At 41.8% G+C, this 22902-nt stretch carries 17 protein-coding genes; 15 read left to right on the top strand and 2 right to left on the bottom strand.

The features are described 5' to 3' along the window. Positions 1–104: 104 nt before the first annotated feature. From G588_RS0109645 to G588_RS0109670, 6 genes are all read left to right on the top strand, one after another. Positions 105–983 (top strand): adaptor protein MecA, encoded by an 879-nt coding sequence (locus G588_RS0109645; RefSeq protein ID WP_022778531.1) that lies wholly within the window; start codon positions 105–107, stop codon positions 981–983. Positions 984–1092: 109 nt separating this feature from the next. Beyond that, positions 1093–1809 carry a pseudouridine synthase gene (locus G588_RS0109650; protein ID WP_022778532.1) on the top strand — a complete coding sequence of 239 codons (717 nt, stop codon included), beginning with the start codon at positions 1093–1095 and terminating at the stop codon, positions 1807–1809. A 116-nt stretch (positions 1810–1925) separates the two neighbouring features. Continuing rightward, positions 1926–3947: an NAD-dependent DNA ligase LigA gene (gene ligA, locus G588_RS0109655; RefSeq protein ID WP_022778533.1), complete on the top strand. Its 2022-nt coding sequence runs from the start codon at positions 1926–1928 to the stop codon at positions 3945–3947. Between the two features lie 50 nt (positions 3948–3997). Continuing rightward, entirely contained in the window at positions 3998–4972 is a 975-nt protein-coding gene (metA, locus tag G588_RS0109660) for a homoserine O-acetyltransferase MetA (RefSeq protein ID WP_022778534.1), read from the top strand. 27 nt (positions 4973–4999) lie between these two features. After that, on the top strand, positions 5000–5830 hold the full coding sequence (locus G588_RS0109665; protein WP_022778535.1) for a polysaccharide deacetylase family protein: 831 nt from the start codon (positions 5000–5002) through the stop codon (positions 5828–5830). A gap of 70 nt (positions 5831–5900) precedes the next feature. Continuing rightward, positions 5901–6383 carry a hypothetical protein gene (locus G588_RS0109670; RefSeq protein WP_022778536.1) on the top strand — a complete coding sequence of 161 codons (483 nt, stop codon included), beginning with the start codon at positions 5901–5903 and terminating at the stop codon, positions 6381–6383. Positions 6384–6433: 50 nt separating this feature from the next. Here G588_RS0109670 and G588_RS0109675 read toward each other — a convergent pair whose 3' ends face one another. Then, a complete protein-coding gene (locus tag G588_RS0109675; RefSeq protein WP_022778537.1) occupies positions 6434–10684 on the bottom strand; it encodes a 2-hydroxyacyl-CoA dehydratase in 4251 nt (1416 codons plus the stop codon). A gap of 169 nt (positions 10685–10853) precedes the next feature. Between G588_RS0109675 and G588_RS0109680 the strand changes: the two genes are divergently transcribed. The 4 genes from G588_RS0109680 to G588_RS0109695 are packed head-to-tail and all read left to right on the top strand — an operon-like array spanning position 10854 to position 15213. Continuing rightward, positions 10854–13121, top strand: coding sequence for a transporter substrate-binding domain-containing protein (locus tag G588_RS0109680; protein ID WP_081644306.1), 2268 nt, complete (start codon positions 10854–10856; stop codon positions 13119–13121). Between the two features lie 14 nt (positions 13122–13135). After that, positions 13136–14005 (top strand): membrane protein, encoded by an 870-nt coding sequence (locus G588_RS0109685; protein ID WP_022778539.1) that lies wholly within the window; start codon positions 13136–13138, stop codon positions 14003–14005. 23 nt (positions 14006–14028) lie between these two features. Then, the gene (locus G588_RS0109690) at positions 14029–14793 is read left to right on the top strand and encodes an RNA polymerase sigma factor region1.1 domain-containing protein (protein ID WP_022778540.1); all 765 of its coding nucleotides are present in this window, start codon (positions 14029–14031) and stop codon (positions 14791–14793) included. Between the two features lie 3 nt (positions 14794–14796). After that, positions 14797–15213 (top strand): hypothetical protein, encoded by a 417-nt coding sequence (locus G588_RS0109695; RefSeq protein ID WP_022778541.1) that lies wholly within the window; start codon positions 14797–14799, stop codon positions 15211–15213. 66 nt (positions 15214–15279) lie between these two features. Here the strand turns inward: G588_RS0109695 and rpmB are convergent, their stop codons facing one another. Then, a complete protein-coding gene (gene rpmB, locus G588_RS0109700) occupies positions 15280–15465 on the bottom strand; it encodes a 50S ribosomal protein L28 (protein ID WP_022778542.1) in 186 nt (61 codons plus the stop codon). Between the two features lie 209 nt (positions 15466–15674). Between rpmB and G588_RS0109705 the strand changes: the two genes are divergently transcribed. The 5 genes from G588_RS0109705 (at position 15675) to G588_RS0109725 (ending at position 22880) form a co-directional block, all read left to right on the top strand. Further along, positions 15675–16037, top strand: a complete 363-nt coding sequence (locus G588_RS0109705; protein WP_022778543.1) for an Asp23/Gls24 family envelope stress response protein — start codon at positions 15675–15677, stop codon at positions 16035–16037. Between the two features lie 17 nt (positions 16038–16054). Beyond that, positions 16055–17833, top strand: a complete 1779-nt coding sequence (locus G588_RS0109710; RefSeq protein WP_026668694.1) for a DAK2 domain-containing protein — start codon at positions 16055–16057, stop codon at positions 17831–17833. A 77-nt stretch (positions 17834–17910) separates the two neighbouring features. Continuing rightward, the gene (gene recG / locus G588_RS0109715) at positions 17911–19980 is read left to right on the top strand and encodes an ATP-dependent DNA helicase RecG (RefSeq protein WP_022778545.1); all 2070 of its coding nucleotides are present in this window, start codon (positions 17911–17913) and stop codon (positions 19978–19980) included. A gap of 74 nt (positions 19981–20054) precedes the next feature. Then, positions 20055–20924, top strand: a complete 870-nt coding sequence (locus G588_RS0109720; protein WP_022778546.1) for a DegV family protein — start codon at positions 20055–20057, stop codon at positions 20922–20924. Positions 20925–20960: 36 nt separating this feature from the next. Further along, complete coding sequence (locus G588_RS0109725; RefSeq protein ID WP_022778547.1) at positions 20961–22880, top strand: DNA gyrase/topoisomerase IV subunit B; 1920 nt, start codon at positions 20961–20963, stop codon at positions 22878–22880. The last annotated feature ends 22 nt before the right edge of the window (positions 22881–22902 follow it).

Raw genomic sequence — 22902 nt, forward strand, 5'->3', positions numbered from 1 at the left:
TGTCTTTTGAGAAAATTTTTATAGAATTTTAATTTTGACAAAACAGACTAATCTCTAGATAATATGGATTAACAATAGATCGTCGGTTTTTGAAAGGACTTTTAATGGAATTTAAGAGAATAAATAAAGACACGGTTACGTGTATCATAACTGAGGATGATATGGACGAACAGGGAATCAAGCTTGAGGACCTGTTTGAGAAGAAGAAAGAGGCTATGGAATTTCTTCATGATGTAATGAGAAAGGCAGAGGAAGAGGTTGACTACAAGCCTACAGGTTCCTTTATGCCTATGCAGATCACAGTACTTCCCGATCATTCTATTTCACTGACACTTTCAGAGAACGCTTCAGCTTCCTTCGGAGAGATTCTCAAGAACCTTACCGATAAGGCAGGCATCAAGATTCCCAAGAATGTACTTGAGGATATTGGAGATGCAGCCGGAGATGAGAGAATCAACAGACTTAATGAGTATTTGAAGAGCCTTAAGCAGCTTACCAATTCCGTCAAGGATATTATGGAAGAGAACGGAATCGCTGACAAAAACGACAAGCTTCTTCTTAACAAAAATGAGACTGTATCCGGTAACAAGGCCAAGGTTGACAAAATCACCAGCGCAGCCAAGAAGAATCCTGAAGTTATTGCCGAGGAAGAGAAGGCCAAGAGAGATCAGAACAGACTTAAGTTCCATGAATATGTATTCAAATTCGAGGATATTCACACTGTTATGTCTTTCTGTGCCAAGGCACCTAAGGACATCAGCATTTCAAGTGCACTTTATAAGAATGAACAGGATGGCAAGTATTACCTTGACCTCAAGAGAGAGAACGAGGATCCCAAGGTATTTGCAGGACTCTTTACAATGGCTTATGAGTTTGCTCATTTCCAGGCAACCAACAAAAATGTCATCGCTCATATGAAGGAGAACTATGAACTTCTCATTGCCGATGATGCAATAAACAAGCTTGCTGAAGCCGCATTTTAACTGCTAATTCAGTATATTAACGTATTGAGGAAACACTTAAGAAATATTATAATTAAACGGTTAGGATTTGTTCCTGGCCGTTTTTTCTTATAGTTAAATGGAGAAAAATATGAGACTTAATCAGTACATAGCGTCCTGCGGAGTATGCTCCAGGCGGGAAGCGGATAAGCTAATAGATGCCGGAAGGGTCACTGTTAACGGGAATAACGCTCAGCCGGGAATTCAGGTAACAGACAAGGATGTTGTTACTGTTGATGGCAGGAAGATTGAACCCTCCAAGTCTTCTGTGGTTATTGCATATTACAAGCCAGTGGGAGTCACTTGCACCGAGAAGGATGAACATGCCGAGAGGACAGTTATCGAGGACCTTAGCTATAACAAACGAGTTACATATGCCGGCCGCCTTGACAAGGATTCCGAAGGGCTCCTTCTTATGACTGACGATGGCAAACTCATAGATGCTATGATGAAAGGCGCTAAGCGACACGAGAAGGAATATGAAGTAACCGTAGATAAACCTTTAAATGGCGATTTTTTAAAAAAGATGTCTTCAGGAGTCTATCTTAAGGAACTTGACCAGACGACTAGAGGATGCAAGGTTAACAGAACCGGTAAGTGTTCTTTTAATATTATTCTGACTCAGGGACTTAATCGTCAGATAAGACGAATGTGCAAGACTCTTGGGTATGAAGTTAAGAAGCTTAAGAGAATCAGGGTTATGACTATTAAACTGGAGGATTATAAGCTTGCTCCGGGAAAATATGTGGAGCTTAGTGAAGCGGACAAGAAGAAATTATATTTAGCTGCCGGTCTTAGAATGATTTAAACGGCGGATGTGAGTCAATGGGGACGGTTCTATGTGACTCGCTTCGTGAGTCACATAGAACCGTCCCCATTGACTCACATCCGCCGCAGAAAAGAAAAAAGTTGGGAGATAAAGAATTGGCAAATACAGAAGAACTCAAACAAGAATATGATGCCCTTGTTAAAACCATCAAGCATCATATGGATTTATACTACAATCAGGACTCACCTGAGATTTCAGATTATGAATATGATCAGCTCATGCAGAGGCTGAAAGCAATAGAGAAGGACAACCCTTCTTTTATTACCAAGGATTCACCATCACAGATCATCGGCGGAACCGCCAAACGTGAAGCAGGAGTTAAGATAATACACAACGTTCCGATGCTTTCAATTGAGGACGTGTTCAATAAAGAAGACGTAAGAGCCTTTGTAGATAAGGTTCATGCTGTTCACCCCGGAGCACTGTTTTCCGTGGAACAGAAGATTGACGGACTTAGCTTATCCCTTAGATATAAAAGACAGGAAGATGGCATGATGCACCTTACTATGGCAGAGACCAGAGGAGACGGACTCATTGGCGAGGATGTAACAGCTAATGCTCTTGTAATCCCGGATATAATGCAAGTTCTTAACCTTCCCTATGAATATCTGGAGCTTCGCGGTGAAGTATATATGTCCCACGAAGATTTTGAGAGATTTAACGATGAACAGGAGAAACTTGGTAAGAAAATCGCAGCCAATCCCAGAAATCTTGCCGCCGGAACTCTCAGACAGCTTGATCCTGAAGTAACAAGAAACCGCGGCCTTAAGATGTTCGTTTTTAACATTCAGGATGGTCCTTCGGAGCTTAGAGAGTCTCATTGCGGAGGCCTTGATGCCCTTGAAAATGCCGGAATCAAGACAGTTTTTCATAAGCAGTGCAAAGATGATGACGAAATCATCGACGCCATTGATGACATCGGCAGTATGAGAGATAACCTTGAGTTTGACTTGGATGGTGCAGTAATAAAAGTTGATAACCTGGCCTGGAGAGATGATTTTCCTGCAGGCTCCAAGTATTCCAGTGGACATATCGCATATAAGTATCCTCCGGAAGAACGAATTGTCGTAATGGACGAAATATTGGTTGATGTTGGCAGAACCGGTAAACTTACCTTCACCGGAAGCTTCCATGACAGAGAAACAGGCAAACCTGCCAGACTCTGCGGAACATCAGTATCCAGAGCAACTCTTCATAACCAGGATTACATCACTCAGATGCAGATAGGAATAGGCGGAGAATACAAACTCTTCAAGAGCGGTGAGATCATTCCCAAACTGAACGGATGTGTCAGAGCCCCTGAAGTTGTATATACAGCCCCTGATGTATGTCCTATTTGTGGTGGTCATCTGATTCGTGAGGAGGATACTGCTGACATCAGATGTATCAATCCCACATGTCCTGCTCAGGTGACTCGTACTATAGCTTATTTCACAGGAAGAGATGCCATGAATATCATGGGGCTTGGAGACACCCTTGTTGACGCACTTGTCTCCGAGGGATATCTTAAGAATTATTCAGACATTTATAAGCTTAGAGACTACAGAGACGAACTCGTGGAAAAAGGAATAATCGGCAAAGAGAAAAACACCGACAAACTCCTTAATGAGATAGAAAAATCCAAATCCAATGATCCGGTAAGACTTCTAACCGGTCTTGCCATCAGAAATGTTGGCAAATCTACTGCAAGAGAAATCATGAAGCATTTTGATAATCTCATGGATCTTACAAATGTTACAGTAGAAGGATTTCTTCAGATTCCTGATATAGGAGAAACAACAGCAAATGATTTGTATGATTTCTTCCATGAAGCTGCTAACCTTGAGATCCTTAATACAATGAAGGAGCTTGGCCTTAATATGGCAGCCGAAAAAGATGCCGATGCCTCAGACAAGCTCGCCGGAATGACTATCGTAGTTACCGGAACTCTTCCGACTCTGGGAAGAAAAGAAGCGGAAGAACTGATCGTAAAAAATGGTGGTAAAGCCTCAGGAAGCGTTTCTAAGAAGACAAGTCTTGTCCTTGCGGGAGAAGCCGCAGGTAGCAAACTTACCAAAGCACAGGAACTTGGAATAAAAGTCATCGATGAAGCAGAGTTTCTTGAGATGATAAAATAATATGATATCATTATCGTTATAAAATATTACAACAAGGAGAACCCAGACCAATGCCTATTAAGATACAGAACGATTTACCCGCAAGAGAAATACTTGAGCGGGAGAATATTTTCGTGGTGGATGAGAATAGGGCTATGCATCAGGATATCAGATCCCTTCAGATATGTATTCTGAATCTTATGCCTCTTAAGGAAGACACAGAGCTCCAGCTTCTTCGCTCTATGTCCAATACGCCTCTTCAGATGGATGTATCTTTTATGCAGATGAGTTCTCATCATTCATCAAATACATCCCCCAACCATCTGAACAGATTCTATAACACGTTTGATGAGCTTAAAGATAACACCTACGATGGTCTTATTATCACGGGAGCTCCCGTTGAGCAAATGGACTTCGAACAGGTTGATTATTGGGATGAACTGTGCAAAGTATTTGAGTGGAGTAAGACCAATGTCACTTCCACTTTCCATATCTGTTGGGGAGCTCAGGCAGGAATATATTATCACTACGGAATCAATAAGAAGCCTCTTGATGAGAAGCTGTTCGGTATTTTCCAGCACAGAGTAATGAACAGGAAAGTGCCGCTGGTAAGAGGTTTCGATGACATATTCATGATGCCTCATTCCAGACATACCGCAACTCCTTCAGAAGATATTCATGCATGTGACGATCTTGTGGTTCTTGCAGAATCTGATATAGCCGGAGTATTTCTTTGCATGAACAGGTCCGGCAGCCAGATTTTTGTAATGGGTCATGCTGAATATGACAGACTTACCCTTGACAGTGAATACAAAAGAGATCTGGGTAAAGGCCTGGATATTCATATCCCGGAGCACTATTATCCCAATGATGATCCCACTAAGAAGCCTGACCTGGTATGGAGAGGTCATGCCAACAATCTATACTCAAATTGGCTTAACTACTATGTATATCAGAACACACCTTATAAGTGGGGGCAGATTCTTGACGAGGACAAGAGAAAGATGGCTGCCAAGGCCTTAACCAAGAAAGTAGATCAGAATTAAGCATATTAAATATTTAGAAGGTGCAAAATGGGAGAAAGATTAAGAAATATTTATACGCAGTTCCCCGGAGGCAAGCATAAGGTTCTGACGCTTAGCTACGACGATGGAAAAATTGAGGATAGACGCCTTGTTGATATTCTGAATGAGAACGGCATTAAGGCTACCTTCAACGTCAATTCCGGTCTTGTAAACGATCATTTCGATGAGTATTACAAGGAAAGAATTCCAATGGAAGAATATAGAGACCTCTACAAAGGTCACGAAGTAGCAGTTCATACTGTAACGCATCCCACTATAGCAAGATGCCCTAAGGAACAGATGATTCGTCAGATCATCGAGGATAGAAGAGCATTGGAAGAAGTTATGGGCTATACAGTTCGGGGATGTGCCTATCCTAACGGCTCATACAGTGATGAAGTTGTTGATGCACTCAAAGCTTGCGGTATCAGACATGCCAGAACAGTAAGATCAACAGGGGGATTCTATCTTCCCGAGGATTTTCTCAGATGGCATCCTACCTGTCACCATAATTTTGAAGGCCTTGATAATCTCAAGAAGGAATTTCTTGCCCTTAAGAAAACTCAGTATCTTTATATTTTTTATCTCTGGGGCCATAGCTATGAATTTGAGGTAAACAATAATTGGCACGTAATTGAAAGCTTTGCAGCTGATATGGGAGGTCAGGATGATATCTGGTATGCCTCCAATATAGAAATTGTAGATTATCTTGACGCAGCCGGCCGTATGCAGGTATCTGTAAAGGGTGACTTCGCCTATAATCCCAGCGCTATCAGTGTATTTCTTGAAGTAGACAAAAAGACAGTTGAATGTAAACCGGGCATTACCACAGAGTTGTAATTTTCTTTAAAATAAGTTAAAATATAAATGTTAAGACGTTAATTTTTTTCTCTGAAAAGGAGACTCTCTTATGCCACTTGATATGGAAAACGAAGAGCTTGAAGAAAAGACAACGGAATTAAAGAAAAAACCAACCAAAAAAACTAAGGAAATGCTTGAAGAGAACGCCAAGCAGATTGAAGACCTCAAGCTGGAACAATCCAGACTGAATGAAGAGCTTGCGGGACTTGATAAGGAAGATTCTGCTCTTGGAGATAAATCTGCCATGGGACTTAAGGTTAGTCATAAGAAGTTCGGCGCAGGCGAGATTATCAAGCAGGACGGTAAGTATATAGAAGTTAAGTTCTCAGACGTAGTTAAGAAGTTCGTTCTTCCCGGCTGCATCGCAGACAAGTTTTTGGAAGTAGATGACGACGTTGTGTATGATTACTATGTAAAGAGTAATGAGATACACAAAAAGCGTATGGCTACAGAGCTTAAGATCAAATCCGCTGAATTCGCAGTTCAGCGTCATGAAGATGCCATCGAGCGTTTGAATGCCAAACTGAAATAATTGTATATTTTGAATATAAATAGGACGCAGATTTTTCTGCGTCCTATTTTTTATATGGCTTTTTTAATTGTATCAACTTTCTTCTGAGCAGTAGAAAGCATCAGTTTGATTCGGTTAAGCTGGTTAACTTCGGATGCCCCGGGATCGTAGTCGATTGCTACAATGTTGCAACCGGGATAGAGGTGACGCATCTGCTTGATTACACCCTTACCAACCACATGGTTAGGAAGGCAACCGAAGGGCTGTGTACAAACTATATTTGAAGCACCTTCTTTAATAAGTTCAACCATTTCTCCTGTAAGGAACCATCCCTCGCCGGTCTGATTACCGATAGATACGATGGGTTTTGCATATTCTACGAGCTTGTAGATGCTTGTAGGAGGATCGAAATGTTCACTTTTCTCAAATGCTCTGGAAGCGCCGCTTCTAAGTCTTTCTATTCCCCAAATGGCAGCCTTCATAAGTGTTGCGGTCTTAGCACTGGTTCCGAGTTCTTCTGCCTTGTAGATCTGATTGTAGAAGCAGTAGAGCATGAAATCAATAAGATCAGGAACAACAGCCTCTGCGCCTTCTGCCTCAAGTAGCTCTACAAGGTGGTTATTGGCTGCGGGAGCAAATTTAACAAGAATCTCACCAACTACGCCAACTCTTGGTTTGATCTCATCGGTAATTTCTATCTTATCAAAGTCCTCAATGATCTCTTTGCAGAGTTTCTGGAACTTTAAGAAACTCATATGCTTAGCTGTAACAAACTCTTTTACAGGTCCCATCCACTTCTCATGGCAGGCATCTACTGAGCCCTTAACTTTCTCATAAGGTCTCATACGGTAAACGCATCGCATGAATACATCTCCGAAGATGGCACCATAAGCAGCTCTCATCAGCATCTCAAGGTTAATATGGAAACCGGGGTTAGCTTCAAGCTTGGACAGATTCAGTGATACGACAGGAATCTGTTCCATTCCGGCTTTCTTGAGGGCTCTTCTGATAAAGCCTACATAGTTGGTAGCACGACATCCGCCACCTGTCTGGGACATGATGACAGCAGTGCGGTTAAGGTCATATTTGCCGGACAGAAGCTCATCCATAATCTGACCTACAACCCAAAGTGAAGGATAGCAGGCATCATTATTTACGTACTTAAGTCCCATATCGATAGCATGTCTGTTGTCGTTTTGCATTACAACGAAGTTGTAACCACAGGCAGCAAAGGCAGGCTCCAATATGTCAAAGTGTATAGGTGACATCTGAGGGCAGAGGATGGTGTAGTTCTTTCTCATATCCTCAGTGAAAAGTACTCTGTGATTAGAGCAGTCATTTACATGAATCTTCTTATTCTTTTGTTTTCTTACTCTGATAGCGGCAAGAAGAGAGCGAACTCTGATCCTTGCACTTCCAAGGTTGTTGACCTCATCAATCTTAAGGCAGGTATAAATCTTGTCTGAACCTGAAAGAATATCATTGACCTGATCTGTGGTAACGGCATCAAGTCCGCATCCGAAGGAATTGAGCTGGATAAGATCCAGGTCCTCTCTGGTTCTTACGAAGCTGGCTGCGGCATACAGTCTTGAATGATACATCCACTGATCTGAAACGATAAGAGGTCTCTCAGGAGTTCCAAGGTGAGATACTGAATCCTCTGTAAGTACCGCAACGCCATAGGAGCAGATCATGTCAGGAATACCATGGTTGATCTCCGGATCTACGTGATATGGTCTTCCTGCAAGTACGATACCGTGACGACCATTTTCTTCCATCCATTTCAGTGTCTCTTCACCCTTGTCTCTAATGTCCTGACGGGCTTTTGCCATCTCATCCCAGCCATCCTTGGCGGCTTTGATAACTTCGTCTGCGGGAAGCTCAGCAAATTCTTTTACCAGAGCTTTGGTGGCAGTCTCAAGGCTTGTAAATGCCATAAAGGGGTTACGAAGCTTGGCCTTACCGTCGGTTATGGCTTCAACGTTGTTTTTAATATTCTCACTATAAGAAGTTACAATAGGGCAGTTGTAATGGTTGGTTGCACCTTCTACTTCCTCACGCTCATAGAAAAGACCGGGATAGAAGATGAAATCAACGTTCTGTCTTATAAGCCACTCAACATGTCCGTGTGAGATCTTGGCAGGGTAGCACTCTGATTCACTTGGAATTGACTCGATTCCAAGCTCATATATCTGGTGAGTTGACCTGGGTGAGAGAACAACTCTATAGCCAAGATTGGTAAAGAAGGTAAACCAGAAAGGATAGTTCTCATAGAAATTGAGTACTCTTGGTATACCAACAGTTCCTCTGTGCGCCTTGTCAGCGGTAAGAGGCTCATAACCGAAGATTCTTTTATATTTGTAATCAAAAAGGTTAGGAATATTGTCAGCGTTCTTGACTTTACCTATACCTCTTTCACATCTGTTACCTGAAATATGCTGACGTCCACCGGTGAATTTATTAACAGTGAGACGGCAGTGGTTGGTACATCCCTGACAGGTTGTCATACTGGTGGTGTACTCAAGTGAATTGATCTGATCAATGGTAAGCATTGTGGTCTTATAGTCTGCGGTTTCACCGAATCTGTCTCTTGCGATAAGTGCAGCACCAAATGCGCCCATGATTCCGGCAATGTCAGGACGGATCGCTTCAGCACCGGAAATAATCTCGAATGCACGAAGAACAGCATCATTATAGAATGTACCACCCTGAACAACAATGTGCTCGCCAAGATCCTTGGCATCTGATACCTTGATAACCTTGAAAAGAGCATTTTTGATAACGGAATATGCAAGTCCTGAAGAAATATCGGCAACATCAGCGCCTTCCTTCTGAGCCTGCTTAACTCTTGAATTCATGAAAACGGTACATCTTGTTCCCAGATCTACCGGTGATTTTGCATAAAGGGCTACCTTGGCAAAGTCCTGAACAGAATAATCAAGGGACTTGGCGAAGGTCTCTATAAAGGATCCGCAACCTGAAGAACATGCCTCGTTAAGCTGTACAGAGTCAACAGAACCGTTTTTGATATGAATGCACTTCATATCCTGTCCGCCGATATCAAGGATGCAGTCAACTTCAGGATCGAAGAAAGCAGCAGCGTTATAGTGAGCAATTGTCTCAACTTCTCCGTCATCAAGAACAAGTGCAGACTTAAGGAGAGCCTCACCGTAACCTGTTGAGCAGGCTCTTGCTATCTTCACGCCTTCAGGCATAAGTTTGTAGATCTCCTGAATTGAGGAAATAGCAGTCTTAAGAGGACTTCCGTTATTGCTTGAATAAAATGAATAGAGAAGATCACCGTCTTCACTGATGAGTGCGCACTTAGTTGTAGTAGAACCGGCGTCAATTCCAAGGAAAGCATTGCCCTGGTAGTCATCGAGCTTCTTGGTCCTAACTTTGTACTGAGACTGTCTGTTTTTGAATGCGTTATAGTCATCCTCTGTTTTGAAGAGAGGGTCAAGTCTTGAAACTTCGGCATCCATCACAATCTTATGAGAGAGTTTACCAACCATCTCGTCCATGCTGTAGCTGGTTTCTTCTTTAGCATTAAGAGCTGAACCAATTGCAGCAAAAAGATGTGAATTATCTGTATCGATGGTATGCTCCTCATCAAGGTTCAGCGTTCTGATAAATGCTGCCTTAAGCTGATCCAGGAAGTGAAGAGGACCGCCGAGAAAGGCAATGTGACCTCTGATTGGCTTACCGCAGGCAAGACCTGAAATAGTCTGATTAACTACTGCCTGGAAAATAGAAGCGGCCAGGTCCTCCTTAGTTGCGCCTTCATTAATTAAAGGCTGAATATCGGACTTGGCAAATACGCCGCAACGTGCAGCGATTGTATATAAAGAATTATAATTTTTGGCATACTCATTAAGACCTGATGCATCGGTCTGAAGAAGAGCCGCCATCTGGTCAATAAATGAACCTGTACCACCGGCACAGATTCCGTTCATACGCTGTTCAACGTTGCCACCTTCAAAATAAATAATCTTGGCATCCTCGCCGCCTAGCTCAATAGCGACATCTGTCTTAGGCGCAAGTGCCTTAAGCGATGTGGAAACAGCGATAACCTCCTGAACGAAAGGAACTTCAAGATGCTTTGCAAGTGTAAGTCCGCCGGATCCTGTGATGACAGGATGGAGTATGATGTTACCGGATACCTTGCTGGCCTCCTTAAGAAGCTCTGCGAGTGTCTCCTGAATATTTGCAAAATGTCTTTTGTAATCGGAAAATACTATGTTTCGCTCGCTGTCAAGAAGTGCAATCTTAACTGTAGTAGATCCAATATCAATGCCTAATGTGTAATCCTTAGAAATCATATATAAACCTCATAAAAATATTTAACCCTATATAATAAGTAAAAATAAGGCCAAAATGACAATCTCTATGATTATAATCCAGCGGTCAACAAAAATCAATTAACATAAATTGCACAAAATATAAAATGTGGTATCATGATTTAGTAAGTATCTATGAGGGGAAGTATTTATGTTGGAAAAATTTAGATGTTTTTTAAGTCTGATTTTGGTGGGGGCAATTTTTTCTCTTAGCTTTTCATCCTTTTTGGTTCACGCAGCATCCGATGACGAGATCAAGACTGTCAAAGTCGGATATTATCAGAATGAAGTATTTGAAGACGGTGGCTATGATGGTGCTATAAAAAAAGGATATGCCTACGAGTATTACAGAAAGATATCCGAGTACGCCGGATGGACCTATGAATATGTATACGGAGATTTTGTTGACATCTACAATATGCTTCTTAAGGGGGAAGTTGATGTAGTTGCGGGACTTGCATATACAGAGAAACGTTCAACACTGATCTATTATCCCGAGAAGCCCATGGGCTTTGAGAGCTATGGCCTTGTTAAGCACGAGGGTGATGATTCACTCACATCAGATCCTGCAACGCTTAACGGACGAACCATAGGAGTCCTTGATTCCGCAATAGTAGATATTCTTAATGACTATCTCAAAAAAGAAAGAGTTAATGCGGAGGTTATCACCTTCAGTGATTACGGTAATCTGCTGGAATGCTTCGACAGAAAAGAAATCGATCTTATTGCAGCTGAGATTGACGGAATCTATGACAGGTATCACGCCGAAGTAATGTCTTATTTTGGCGAAAATGATTATTATATGTGCGTCAGCAGGAAAAGACCTGACCTTGTAAGAGCTCTTAATATGGCTCAGGCTCAGCTCTATGTTGATAACCCGGATTATATCAGTAACCTTCGCAACAAATATTATCCATCAGCATTATCCAGCCGTGCTTTTAATAAAACTGAGTTGAAATGGTTAAAAGAGAATGAAGAGTTAACCATCGGTTATCTGAATGACTTTTTGCCGTATAGTGATACAGATAAAAACGGTAATGTAACGGGAATGGTGGCTGATATATTCCCCTATACATTTAAGCAATTGGGAATAAGCTCACTCACCTATGAATACAAGGGATATGACACCTACGATGAACTTATTGCTGCAATAGGAAGTGGACAGGTTGATGTGGCATTCCCTGTAGGTGGAGGCCTCTATTATTCCGAGGAGGACGGCATACTTATATCAGATCCTGTTTTGTCCACATTGACCGATCTCGTATACAGTGAGAAAAGACCCAGTACAGGAACTATTGATTTTGCGGTAAATGAGAAAAACAAACTTCAATATTATTATATTAAGAATAATTATCCCCATTCCAGCATAAAGCAATATGCCAGTTTGGAAGATTGTCTTGATGCAGTTGAAAAAGGCGATGTTTCATATACAACATTAAACGGACTCAGAACAGGATTGGTTCTAAAAAATAAGTCTTATGATAAGCTTTCTTTCATTCAGCTAAGCTATCAGGACGACAGCTGTTTTGGTGTCAAAATTGGAAATAACGGACTTTTGATGCTGTTAAACAGAGGCATCCATATCGCGGGTTCTGATTATCAGAATATGGCATTTCGTTATTCTCAAAATCTTGATAAACCCACTTTAAAAGATTTTCTTAAAAAGTACTATTGGTTCATCTTCGCGGCTATTCTGATCTTTTTACTTTTCATCATGCATATGCTGATAAAGGATATAAGGATTGGCCGAGAGAGGATTGCTGAAAAAGAAAGAGCAAGAATAGAGATTGAGAAGGCCGATCACGACAAATTCGTCTTTGTAAACAAAATGGCCAATTATATGGGCGAACCGATGCGAGGTCTTAATTCTCTTATACATAAGGCTAAAATAACCGAAGATTCCAATAAAGTATCGAATTACATCGAAGAGATGGAGATATACAGTAGTAAGCTCAGCGAAGTAATAAACAATATCCTTAACATGAGTAGACTTGAGAGCGGACAGTTCAAACTTGAAGATAAGAATCAGACCTTCAAGGGCAAAAGAATACTTGTTGTTGAGGATACAATGCAGAATCAGATGGTGACCGGCAAGATTCTCAAAAAACTGGGATTTGAGATCCAGTGCGCATCTGACGGCGAAGAGGCTTATGATAAATTAAATGCTGCACCTGAAGGCTATTTTGATGCTATAATCATGGACATGGATGTAAGGGACAACGATGATTTTGAGGCTGCAACCAAGATACGAAGCCTTAACAATTATGCCAAGGCTGACATTCCCATTGTTGCTATAACATCAGAAGTTCCGGTAAACGATGAGGGCACTGATAAAAAGCTATTTACAGAATACTATTTTACCAAGCCCTATGACATCGCGGAGATGACAGAAGTCTTCTCTAAAATTTTTAAGAGTTAAAAGAGGATTTTTAAATGAACAATTTTATTAACAAGCTTGAGAGAAAATTCGGAAAGTTTGCTATTCCCAATCTCACCATGTATATCATTGCGCTGTATGCGATTGGTTATATCATGATGATATTCAGACTGAACGGACTTTTTGATTATATCAGCCTGGATCCCTATAAGATTCTCCACGGGCAGGTATGGAGACTTATCTCATGGGTTCTGATACCTCCGTCGGATGGATTTAGCATTCTTATGATCATTACCTTAATATTTTATTATTTCATTGGTAACAACATGGAGAGAACCATGGGAACCTTCCGCTACAATCTGTTTATTTTCAGCGGAATAATTTTCATGATCATAGGCGCATTTCTTTCTTATTTGATTTATCTGCTGAGATATCCTGCGGATGTAGTTCAGATAATGGAGATAACTGCAGGATTCTACAATATGATGTATCTACAGGAGATGGTATTCCTTGCTTTTGCTATTTGCTATCCTGAGATGCAGGTTCTTTTGATGTTCATTATTCCAATCAAAGTAAAATGGCTGGGCATCGCCTATGGTATTATTCTCGGAGTTGAATGTATTCAGGGCCTTATGGATCAGAATTACGCTGTATTCTTCGCAATCGGCTCTCAGCTTCTGAATCTGTTCTTGTTTTATTTACAGACAGGACGTATGTCCAGATTTAAGCCAAAGGACATTAAAAGAAGACACGATTTCAGCAGAAATGTCAGGATGGCTCCCAAAGGTGTCACAAGACATAAATGTGCGGTATGCGGAAAATCAGAAGAAACCAACCCTGAGCTTGAATTCAGGTTCTGTTCCAAGTGTAACGGCAATTATGAATACTGCCAGGATCATCTTTTTACACATCAGCATGTTAAATAAAAATACGGAGAATATTATAGATAATGGGAAATATTGATAATAAAGAGGTGGAGTTTGCCTCTATACTTAAGACTGTAACAAGAACAGCAAGAGAGAACAGGAATTTCATCACCAAAGAGCAGGTGGAGACAGCATTTTCAGAGCTTGAGCTTGATGAGAAGCAGATGGAAATGGTGTTTGACTACCTGAAACAACACAATATCGGCGTTGATGAAAAGGTAGATTTTACAGATGAGAATCTTACAGAGGAAGAGACTAATTATCTGAATGACTATCTGGAGAGCCTGGAAGCTCTTCCTAAACTCACAGAGGGAGAGCTTGAGGCAGTATCTATGTCCGCAATAGCAGGAGATAAGGATGCTCAGTCCAAACTGATAGAGAATTATCTTCCTCTCGTTGTGGATGTTGCCAGAATGTATTCTGAGCAGGGTGTTTTTCTTGAGGATCTTATCGGAGAAGGTAATTTTGCGTTGACCAAAGGCGTTACAATGCTCGATGCCGTGGGAGAACCTTCAGAGGTCGAGAGTTTCCTTTATAAAATGATGCTTGATGCGATGGAAGCGATCATTCAGGACAATCTTGCGGAAGATGCAGGAAGTCAGAAGGTGCTTGAGCTGGTAAATGAAGTAGCCGACAAAGCAAGAGAACTAGCTGAAGACCTCAGAAGAAAAGTAACTGTTCAGGAACTCATGGAGGAGACCGGCTGGGATGAAGACAAAATTCGTACAGCCATCAAGTTCAGCGCAGATAATATCGAAGATCTTGACAGTGGAGAGAAGAAAGACTGATATATGAACAATATTGTTAATGAAGATGATTTTAAATATTACATGCAGGATATCGAACGTCATTATTTTGGCTGTAGATACAATTACAACGAACTTCTGGGGAACGAGATGGTTCCCTTTAAGTTCAAGACCATAATCTCCAAACATATGAAAGATGACGTGGATCTTAATACAACATTAGAGAGTCATCTGTATTATCTGACCGACGATAATTTTGACTACGAGATTTATAAGCAGCTAAAGGGGAGAGTACGAGTATCTGAATACAAGAATCCTCTTGCAAGGGAAAAAGGGTTTAAAGAGAAAGTATATACAATTCCTGAGCTTGTAAGAATATCTAAGGAATCAAAAGAAGATAGGGGAATGATCATTAGAGAGCTGATAATTTCCAAATTGGCACTATTTGCTTTCCCGGTTTAAGAGAATAAAAAAGGCATAAAAAAACTACCTGACTGATATCAGGTAGTTTTCTTAGTTCATTTGAAATTAAGCTCTCTCAACTTTGTTAGATCTAAGGCAGCTTGTGCAAACGTGCATTCTCTGAGTTGATCCGTTAACCTTAACAGCAACGTGCTGAACGTTTGACTTCCAAACTCTGTTAGATCTTCTATGGGAATGGCTTACGTTGTTACCGAAATGAACGCCCTTGCCACAAATATCACATTTAGCCATTTTGACACCTCCTTATAAGCCATGTAATCTGTTTCTTACAGCAAAATTATTGCGAATTTATCCGCAACATTGATATCTTAGCAGAAACAAATAAGGATTGCAAGTAAAATCTGCAAAAATTATAGTTTATTTTTTATAAAACTGCTATTATAATACTATATGTATGCGAAAAAGGCAGTAAAATATCGCACATTTTAAGGAGGACACATATGAAGGCTTCTCTAATGAACACTCACATGGGAAATATTTCCATTGATAATGAAGTAATTGCCCAGTATGCGGGTGCAGTTGCTATGGAGTGCTTTGGAATCGTAGGTATGGCCAATGTCAATGTGAAGGACGGACTTGTCAGCCTGCTTAAGCTGGATTCCATGACAAGAGGAATTAATGTAACTTTGGATGAGAATAAGAAGCTGAAGCTTGACTTCCATGTTATAGTAGCTTATGGTGTTAGCATTTCAGCCGTTTCAACTAATCTTATTGATACGGTTAAATATAAAGTAGAGGAATTTACCGGGCTTGAAATCGAGAAGATCAACATCTACATCGAAGGCGTCCGCGTTATTGATTGATTTGGAGGAAGATTGTTTTGAGTAATAATAGTATCGACGCTAAGATGCTGTCGAAGATGTTTTTGACAGGTGCTAAGAATCTCGAGGCTAAGAAAGAGTGGATCAACGAGCTTAACGTATTCCCCGTTCCCGACGGAGATACCGGAACAAATATGACAATGACTATCATGTCTGCAGCCAAGGAAGTTAGCTCTCTTGGTAACAACGCTGATATGCAGGCTATCTGTAAGGCGATTTCATCCGGCTCACTTCGTGGTGCAAGAGGTAACTCCGGAGTTATCTTATCTCAGCTCCTTCGTGGTTTTACCAAGGTTGTTAAGGAACATGATGAGCTTACTGTATCAGTACTTGCAGAGGCTTTTGAGAAGGCTGTCGAGACTGCTTACAAGGCGGTTATGAAGCCCAAGGAAGGTACAATCCTTACCGTAGCCAAGGGTGCTTCTGAGAAGGCTCATGAGCTCGCTATGGAAGGCTGCGATGATATCGTACGTTTCTGTGAAGAAGTTATTAAATATGCTGACGAAGTTCTTGCCAAGACTCCGGATATGCTTCCTGTTCTTAAACAGGCCGGTGTTGTTGATTCAGGCGGACAGGGACTGGTTCAGGTGCTTAAGGGAGCCCTTGATGGATATCTTGGTAAAGAGATAGATCTTTCTATTAAGGAAGAATCAGTAACTCCCGTTTCCAAGAAACAGGACAAGGCTGCAGCCGAAGAAGATATCAAGTTTGGATATTGTACAGAGTTCATCGTTCTTTTATCCAAGCCTCTTAATGTTAAGCAGGAGATTGACTTCAAGGCTTTCCTTGAGTCTATCGGCGACAGCATTGTTATGGTTGCTGATGACGAGATTTGTAAGGTACACGTTCATTCCAACGATCCCGGACTTGCTATTCAGAGAGCTCTTATGTATGGCCAGCTCTCCAATATGAAGATTGACAATATGAGAATGGAGCATCGCGAGAAGCTGTTCCATGAAAATAATGACGGTTCCTGGGCTGAGATCAAGACAGAGATCAATGGTGCAGCTGAGCTTACACCAACATACCTCCCCGGAGATGATATTCCTCTTGGTGAGAAGGTCGATATGGGCCAGGAAGAGAAGGCTGAACCCGAGATGCCTCACAAGGAAGTTGGTTTCGTAACTGTATGTGCAGGTGGCGGACTTGCTGATATCTTCAGAGGACTTGGCGTAGATTATGTGATCGAGGGTGGTCAGACAATGAATCCTTCAACAGCTGATATTCTTGATGCTGTTGACAAAGTTAACGCCGATACAGTAATCGTTCTGCCCAATAACAAGAATATTATTCTTGCCGCTAATCAGGCTGCAATTATGTCTGAGGACAATGATGATAACAAGAAGATTGTAGTGGTTCCATCCAAGACTGTTCCTCAGGGAATTACCGCTCTTATCAATTATGTACCGGGCGGCAGTGTGGAAGAGAGCGTAGCTGCAATGACAGAATCGCTTTCAACAGTTAATACAGGTGAAGTTACTTATGCAGTCAGAGATACTGTCATTGATGATGTTCAGATCAGACAGGGCGACTACATGGGAATCGGTGATGCCGGAATCCTTGCTGTAGGCGGTGAGATTGCAGATGTAACCTTTGACATGCTTTCCAAGATGGTGAATGATGAGCTTGAACTTATAAGTGTTTATTACGGAGAGGATGTTGATGAGAAGGATGCTGAGAATCTTCGTGCAAGAATCAGCGAGAACTTCCCCGGATGCGATGTTGAGCTTCAGTATGGCGGACAGCCAATTTATTATTACATCGTTTCCGCAGAGTAATTTATATAACAATGATTAGCCGGGATTTATCCCGGCTATTACTTTATCAGAGGATTCTTTTGTTAAGGGGAAAAAGAGTGGGAAACAAAGAATTACAGGAACTTGTAACTAATCTAAAGGGAATAGGCGACAAGACAGGCAAGCTCTTTGAAAAATGCGGTGTTAAGACCATTGGTAATCTTCTTGAATACTATCCAAGAGGCTACGATCATTTCAAAGCCCCTGTCAGGGCCTGCGATCTTAGATCCGGAGAAATCAGTGCTGTAAAGCTTACAATAATAGGCAGAGTAACACTTCGCCGTGTTCGCAATCTATCAATAATCGCATTTGAAGCAGCGGATGCTACAGGCAAGATAAGAATCGCATATTTTAACTCTCCGTATCTTATGAGCTCACTGAAATCTGGAACCACGCATATTTTCAGAGGTTTGGTTCAGAAAAAGGGGAGCTTTCTTGAGATGAATCAGCCCAAGATGTACCAGGATGAAGAATACGCAGCTCTTCTTGGAACCCTTCAGCCAAGATACTCTCTGGTTAAAGGCTTATCAAACAACACAGTCAAAAAAGCAATGAGCGCAGCCTTTGTGAACGCAGGCCATTTTGAGGAATTTGTACCTCAGGACATTCTCGACAGACTTAAGCTTATATCGTATTCGGAAGCAGTTTATGGTATTCATTTTCCAAGTAATGAAGAGGACCTTGAGAATGCAAGAAGACGTCTTGCATATAATGAATTCCTTATGTTCGTTTTACAACTGCGTCTATTAAAAGCTTCACAGGAAGAAATAGAAAGCAGCTATAAAATGATAGAAACCTCCGATACTGTAAGGCTTCTTGAGAAACTGCCTTACAATCTTACAGGAGCACAGCAAAGAGCCTGGGAGGATATTAAGACGGATCTTACCGGTAAAAACGTGATGAACAGACTTATTCAGGGTGATGTGGGTTCCGGTAAGACAGTTCTTGCGCTTTTGGCTCTTCTAATGACTGCTTCCAACGGATACCAGGGAGCTCTTATGGCTCCCACGGAAGTTCTTGCTACTCAGCATTATGAGAATTTCACCTCTATGATCAAGAAGTATGGGATTACAGCTCTTAAACCTGTACTTCTGACAGGATCATTATCTGCCAAGGACAAAAAAGAAGCGCAGAGGCAGATACGAGAGGGCGAAGTTAACTGCATCATCGGTACAAATGCGCTTATACAGGCCAAGGTAGAATACAAGAATCTGGCGCTTGTCGTTACAGATGAGCAGCACCGCTTTGGTGTAAGACAAAGGGAATCTCTTGCAGGAAAGGGTCTGAATACCCATGTTCTTGCAATGAGCGCCACTCCAATTCCCAGAACTTTGGCGATTATCCTATATGGTGATCTTCATATTTCAATTATTGATGAGCTTCCTATGGGAAGACTTCCTATCAAGAACTGTGTTGTAGGCACTGACTACAGACCAAAGGCATATAAATTCATTGCTGATCAGGTGGCAACCGGTCATCAGGCTTATGTCATTTGTCCCATGGTAGAGGAAGGTGAACTTGACGGAGTCGAGAACGTCACCGATTATTCAGAGACACTTAGGCAAAACCTCCCTGCCTCAGTAAGAGTAGAAATGCTTCACGGCAAGATGAAACCTGATAAAAAAGATCAGATAATGGATGCTTTTGCCAGGAAGGATATCGATGTACTTGTATCCACCACAGTTATTGAGGTAGGTATCAATGTTCCAAACGCTACCGTTATGATGATAGAGAATTCTGAGAGATTCGGTCTTTCGCAGCTCCATCAGCTTCGCGGCCGAGTAGGCAGAGGAGATGCTCAGTCCTATTGTATTTTTCTTAATACCTCCGAGTCGGAAGAAGCCAAAGAACGACTTGGTACCATGAACAAGACCAATGATGGCTTCGTAATAGCAGAAGAGGACCTGAAGCAGCGAGGCCCCGGAGATCTGTTCGGTGTAAGACAAAGCGGAGAATTGAATTTCAGAGTTGGTGATATTTATCATGATAGCGATCTGGTAAAAGAATCAGCAATGGATGCAGATAGGATTCTGAACGAAGATCCGGAACTTTCTTCAATACAATATAGTGTGCTCAAAAGCCTTTTAACCACAAAATCTGCAAATTCGGTTGACTTTGCAACCCTTTAAAAGTAAGATAGTTTTAGTTTAAAGTTAAAATATAGGAGTATTATCAGCATTTGCTGATAAGGGAGAATACTGAAATGTCTAAGATTGCGGTAATCACAGATAGTAACAGCGGAGTAACTCAGGCACAGGCCAAGGAACTTGGTCTTTTTGTGGTTCCTATGCCTTTCATGATCAATGAAGAAGACTATTTTGAAGATATTAACCTTACACAGGAGCAGTTCTACGAGAAGCTTGAAGGTGATGCGAATGTATCTACCAGCCAGCCCTCACCGGACTCACTTATGACTCTGTGGGACAAGGTACTTCAGGACTACGATCAGATTATATATATTCCCATGAGCAGCGGACTGTCAGGTTCCTGCCAGAGCGCTCATATGATCGCAGAAGAGGAATATGAAGGCAAGGTATTCGTTGTAGACAATCAGAGAATATCCGTTACCCAGAGGCAATCAGCTCTGGATGCCAAGGCAATGGTTGATGCCGGCCTTTCTGCTGAAGAAGTTGTAGACAAGCTTATGAAGTGTAAGTTTGAATCAAGTATCTATATTATGTTGGATACACTCTATTACCTTAAAAAAGGCGGTCGTATCACACCTGCAGCTGCTGCACTGGGAACTCTTTTGAGACTTAAACCGGTTCTTCAGATCCAGGGAGAGAAACTTGATGCTTTTGCCAAGGCAAGAACATCTTCCCAGGGCAAGACCATTATGATAAATGCAATCAAAGCCGACATTGAGAACAGATTCGGAGGCTTTGAGGCTAAAGATTTCAACATTGCAATAGCATATTCCAAAGACCTTGCGGCTGCAGAGGAATGGAAGAAAGAGGCAGAAGCTGCTTTTCCCGGCGTTGATATCCATATGGATCCGCTTTCATTATCTGTATCCTGTCATATAGGTCCAGGAGCACTGGCGCTTGCTATTTCACGCAAGGTCCATTTTTGATCGATCAGTATTATTTAGTTTTTTGGGGGTTAACCAATGGCAAATGAACAATATAACGCTTCCAGCATCACCGTACTGGAGGGACTTGAGGCTGTACGTAAACGTCCCGGAATGTACATCGGAAGTGTTACTACAAGAGGTCTCAATCATCTTGTATATGAGATTGTAGACAACGCTGTAGATGAGCATCTTGCAGGATTCTGCACCAAAATCCATGTAACTCTTGAGGCCGATGGTTCGGCTACCGTAGAAGATAACGGACGAGGTATCCCGGTGGAGATGCACGCTAAGGGCGTATCAGCAGAGCGTGTGGTTCTCACTGTACTTCATGCCGGTGGAAAATTTGATAACAATGCTTATAAGACTTCAGGAGGTCTCCACGGTGTGGGATCTTCTGTTGTCAATGCGCTTTCAACAAGAATGTCCGTAGTTGTTAAGAAGGACGGATATATATATAAGGACACCTACGCAAGAGGTATTCCTACGACAGAGCTTAAGGATGGGCTTCTCGTACCTGTTGGAACCACAAGAGAGACCGGTACATCCATCAATTTTTTACCTGATGATACTATTTTTGAGAAAACAAGATTCAAAGAGGATGATATCAAGTCAAGGCTTCATGAAACTGCCTATCTGAATCCTTCTCTTACAATCATTTTCCAGGATAAGAGACCGGGAGTTGAGGAATACATCGAATTCCATGAGCCCGACGGAATTACCGGCTTTATCAAGGATATGAACAAATCCAAAGAGACTGTTCACGAAGTAATATCCTTCAGCGGAGAGTGCGAGGGCATTGAGGTCGAAGTAGCATTCCAGTACGTCAACGAATTCCATGAAGAAGTTCTTGGCTTTTGTAACAATATTTATAACGCTGAAGGCGGTACACATCTTACCGGCTTCAAGACCATGTTTACCAATATCATCAACCAGTATGCCCGTGAGCTGAATATCCTTAAGGACAAAGATAATAACTTCACAGGAACTGATGTTAGAAATGGTATGACAGCCGTTATCTCCATCAAGCATCCTGACCCAAGATTTGAAGGACAGACCAAGACCAAATTGGATAATCAGGACGCAGCCAAGATCGTATCCAAGATCACTAACGATGAGGTCACAAGATATTTTGACAGAAATCTTGAGACCCTTAAGTCCATCATAGGCTGCGCTGAGAAGGCTGCCAAGATCAGGAAGACTGAGGAGAAGGCTAAGACCAACATGCTTACCAAGCAGAAGTATTCCTTCGACTCCAATGGTAAGCTGGCCAACTGTATCAGCAAGGACGCTTCTAAATGCGAGATCTTTATCGTAGAGGGAGATTCCGCCGGTGGCAGTGCCAAGATGGCCAGAGATCGTAATTATCAGGCAATTCTTCCTATCAGAGGTAAGATCCTCAACGTTGAGAAGGCAAGTATCGATAAGGTTCTTGCCAATGCCGAGATCAAGACAATGATCAATGCCTTTGGCTGTGGCTTTTCTGAAGGTTACGGTAATGATTTTGATATTAACAAGCTTCGCTATGACAAAATAATAATCATGGCCGATGCGGACGTAGATGGTGAGCATATTTCAACGCTTCTTCTTACGCTTTTTTACAGATTTATGCCGGAGCTTATATACCAGGGGCATGTTTACGTGGCTATGCCACCGCTATATAAGGCCATTCCTTCAAGAGGTAAGGAAGAATATCTCTACGATGATTCAGCCCTTGCCAAGTACAGGAATACGCACAAGGGACCTTTTACTCTTCAGAGATACAAAGGTCTTGGTGAGATGGATCCTGACCAGCTCTGGGAGACAACTCTTGATCCGGAGAGACGACTTCTTAAATCCGTTGAGATTGAAGATGCCAAGATGGCTTCACATATGACTGAGCTCCTCATGGGCGTTGATGTTCCGCCAAGAAGAGATTTTATACATCAGCATGCGACAGATGCTGCACTTGATATTTGATAAACACTGCGAGGTAATAGCG

The organism is Butyrivibrio sp. AE3009 (assembly GCF_000420845.1).
Classification (GTDB): domain Bacteria; phylum Bacillota; class Clostridia; order Lachnospirales; family Lachnospiraceae; genus Butyrivibrio.

Excerpts from the sequence above, each read along its gene's own strand:
- G588_RS0109645 (WP_022778531.1), top strand. The coding sequence starts at position 105 with ATGGAATTTAAGAGAATAAATAAAGACACGGTTACGTGTATCATAACT.
- G588_RS0109650 (WP_022778532.1), top strand. The coding sequence starts at position 1,093 with ATGAGACTTAATCAGTACATAGCGTCCTGCGGAGTATGCTCCAGGCGG.
- metA (WP_022778534.1), top strand. The coding sequence starts at position 3,998 with ATGCCTATTAAGATACAGAACGATTTACCCGCAAGAGAAATACTTGAG.
- G588_RS0109665 (WP_022778535.1), top strand. The coding sequence starts at position 5,000 with ATGGGAGAAAGATTAAGAAATATTTATACGCAGTTCCCCGGAGGCAAG.
- G588_RS0109670 (WP_022778536.1), top strand. The coding sequence starts at position 5,901 with ATGCCACTTGATATGGAAAACGAAGAGCTTGAAGAAAAGACAACGGAA.
- G588_RS0109675 (WP_022778537.1), bottom strand. The coding sequence starts at position 10,684 with ATGATTTCTAAGGATTACACATTAGGCATTGATATTGGATCTACTACA.
- G588_RS0109680 (WP_081644306.1), top strand. The coding sequence starts at position 10,854 with ATGTTGGAAAAATTTAGATGTTTTTTAAGTCTGATTTTGGTGGGGGCA.
- G588_RS0109685 (WP_022778539.1), top strand. The coding sequence starts at position 13,136 with ATGAACAATTTTATTAACAAGCTTGAGAGAAAATTCGGAAAGTTTGCT.
- G588_RS0109690 (WP_022778540.1), top strand. The coding sequence starts at position 14,029 with ATGGGAAATATTGATAATAAAGAGGTGGAGTTTGCCTCTATACTTAAG.
- G588_RS0109695 (WP_022778541.1), top strand. The coding sequence starts at position 14,797 with ATGAACAATATTGTTAATGAAGATGATTTTAAATATTACATGCAGGAT.
- rpmB (WP_022778542.1), bottom strand. The coding sequence starts at position 15,465 with ATGGCTAAATGTGATATTTGTGGCAAGGGCGTTCATTTCGGTAACAAC.
- G588_RS0109705 (WP_022778543.1), top strand. The coding sequence starts at position 15,675 with ATGAAGGCTTCTCTAATGAACACTCACATGGGAAATATTTCCATTGAT.
- G588_RS0109720 (WP_022778546.1), top strand. The coding sequence starts at position 20,055 with ATGTCTAAGATTGCGGTAATCACAGATAGTAACAGCGGAGTAACTCAG.
- G588_RS0109725 (WP_022778547.1), top strand. The coding sequence starts at position 20,961 with ATGGCAAATGAACAATATAACGCTTCCAGCATCACCGTACTGGAGGGA.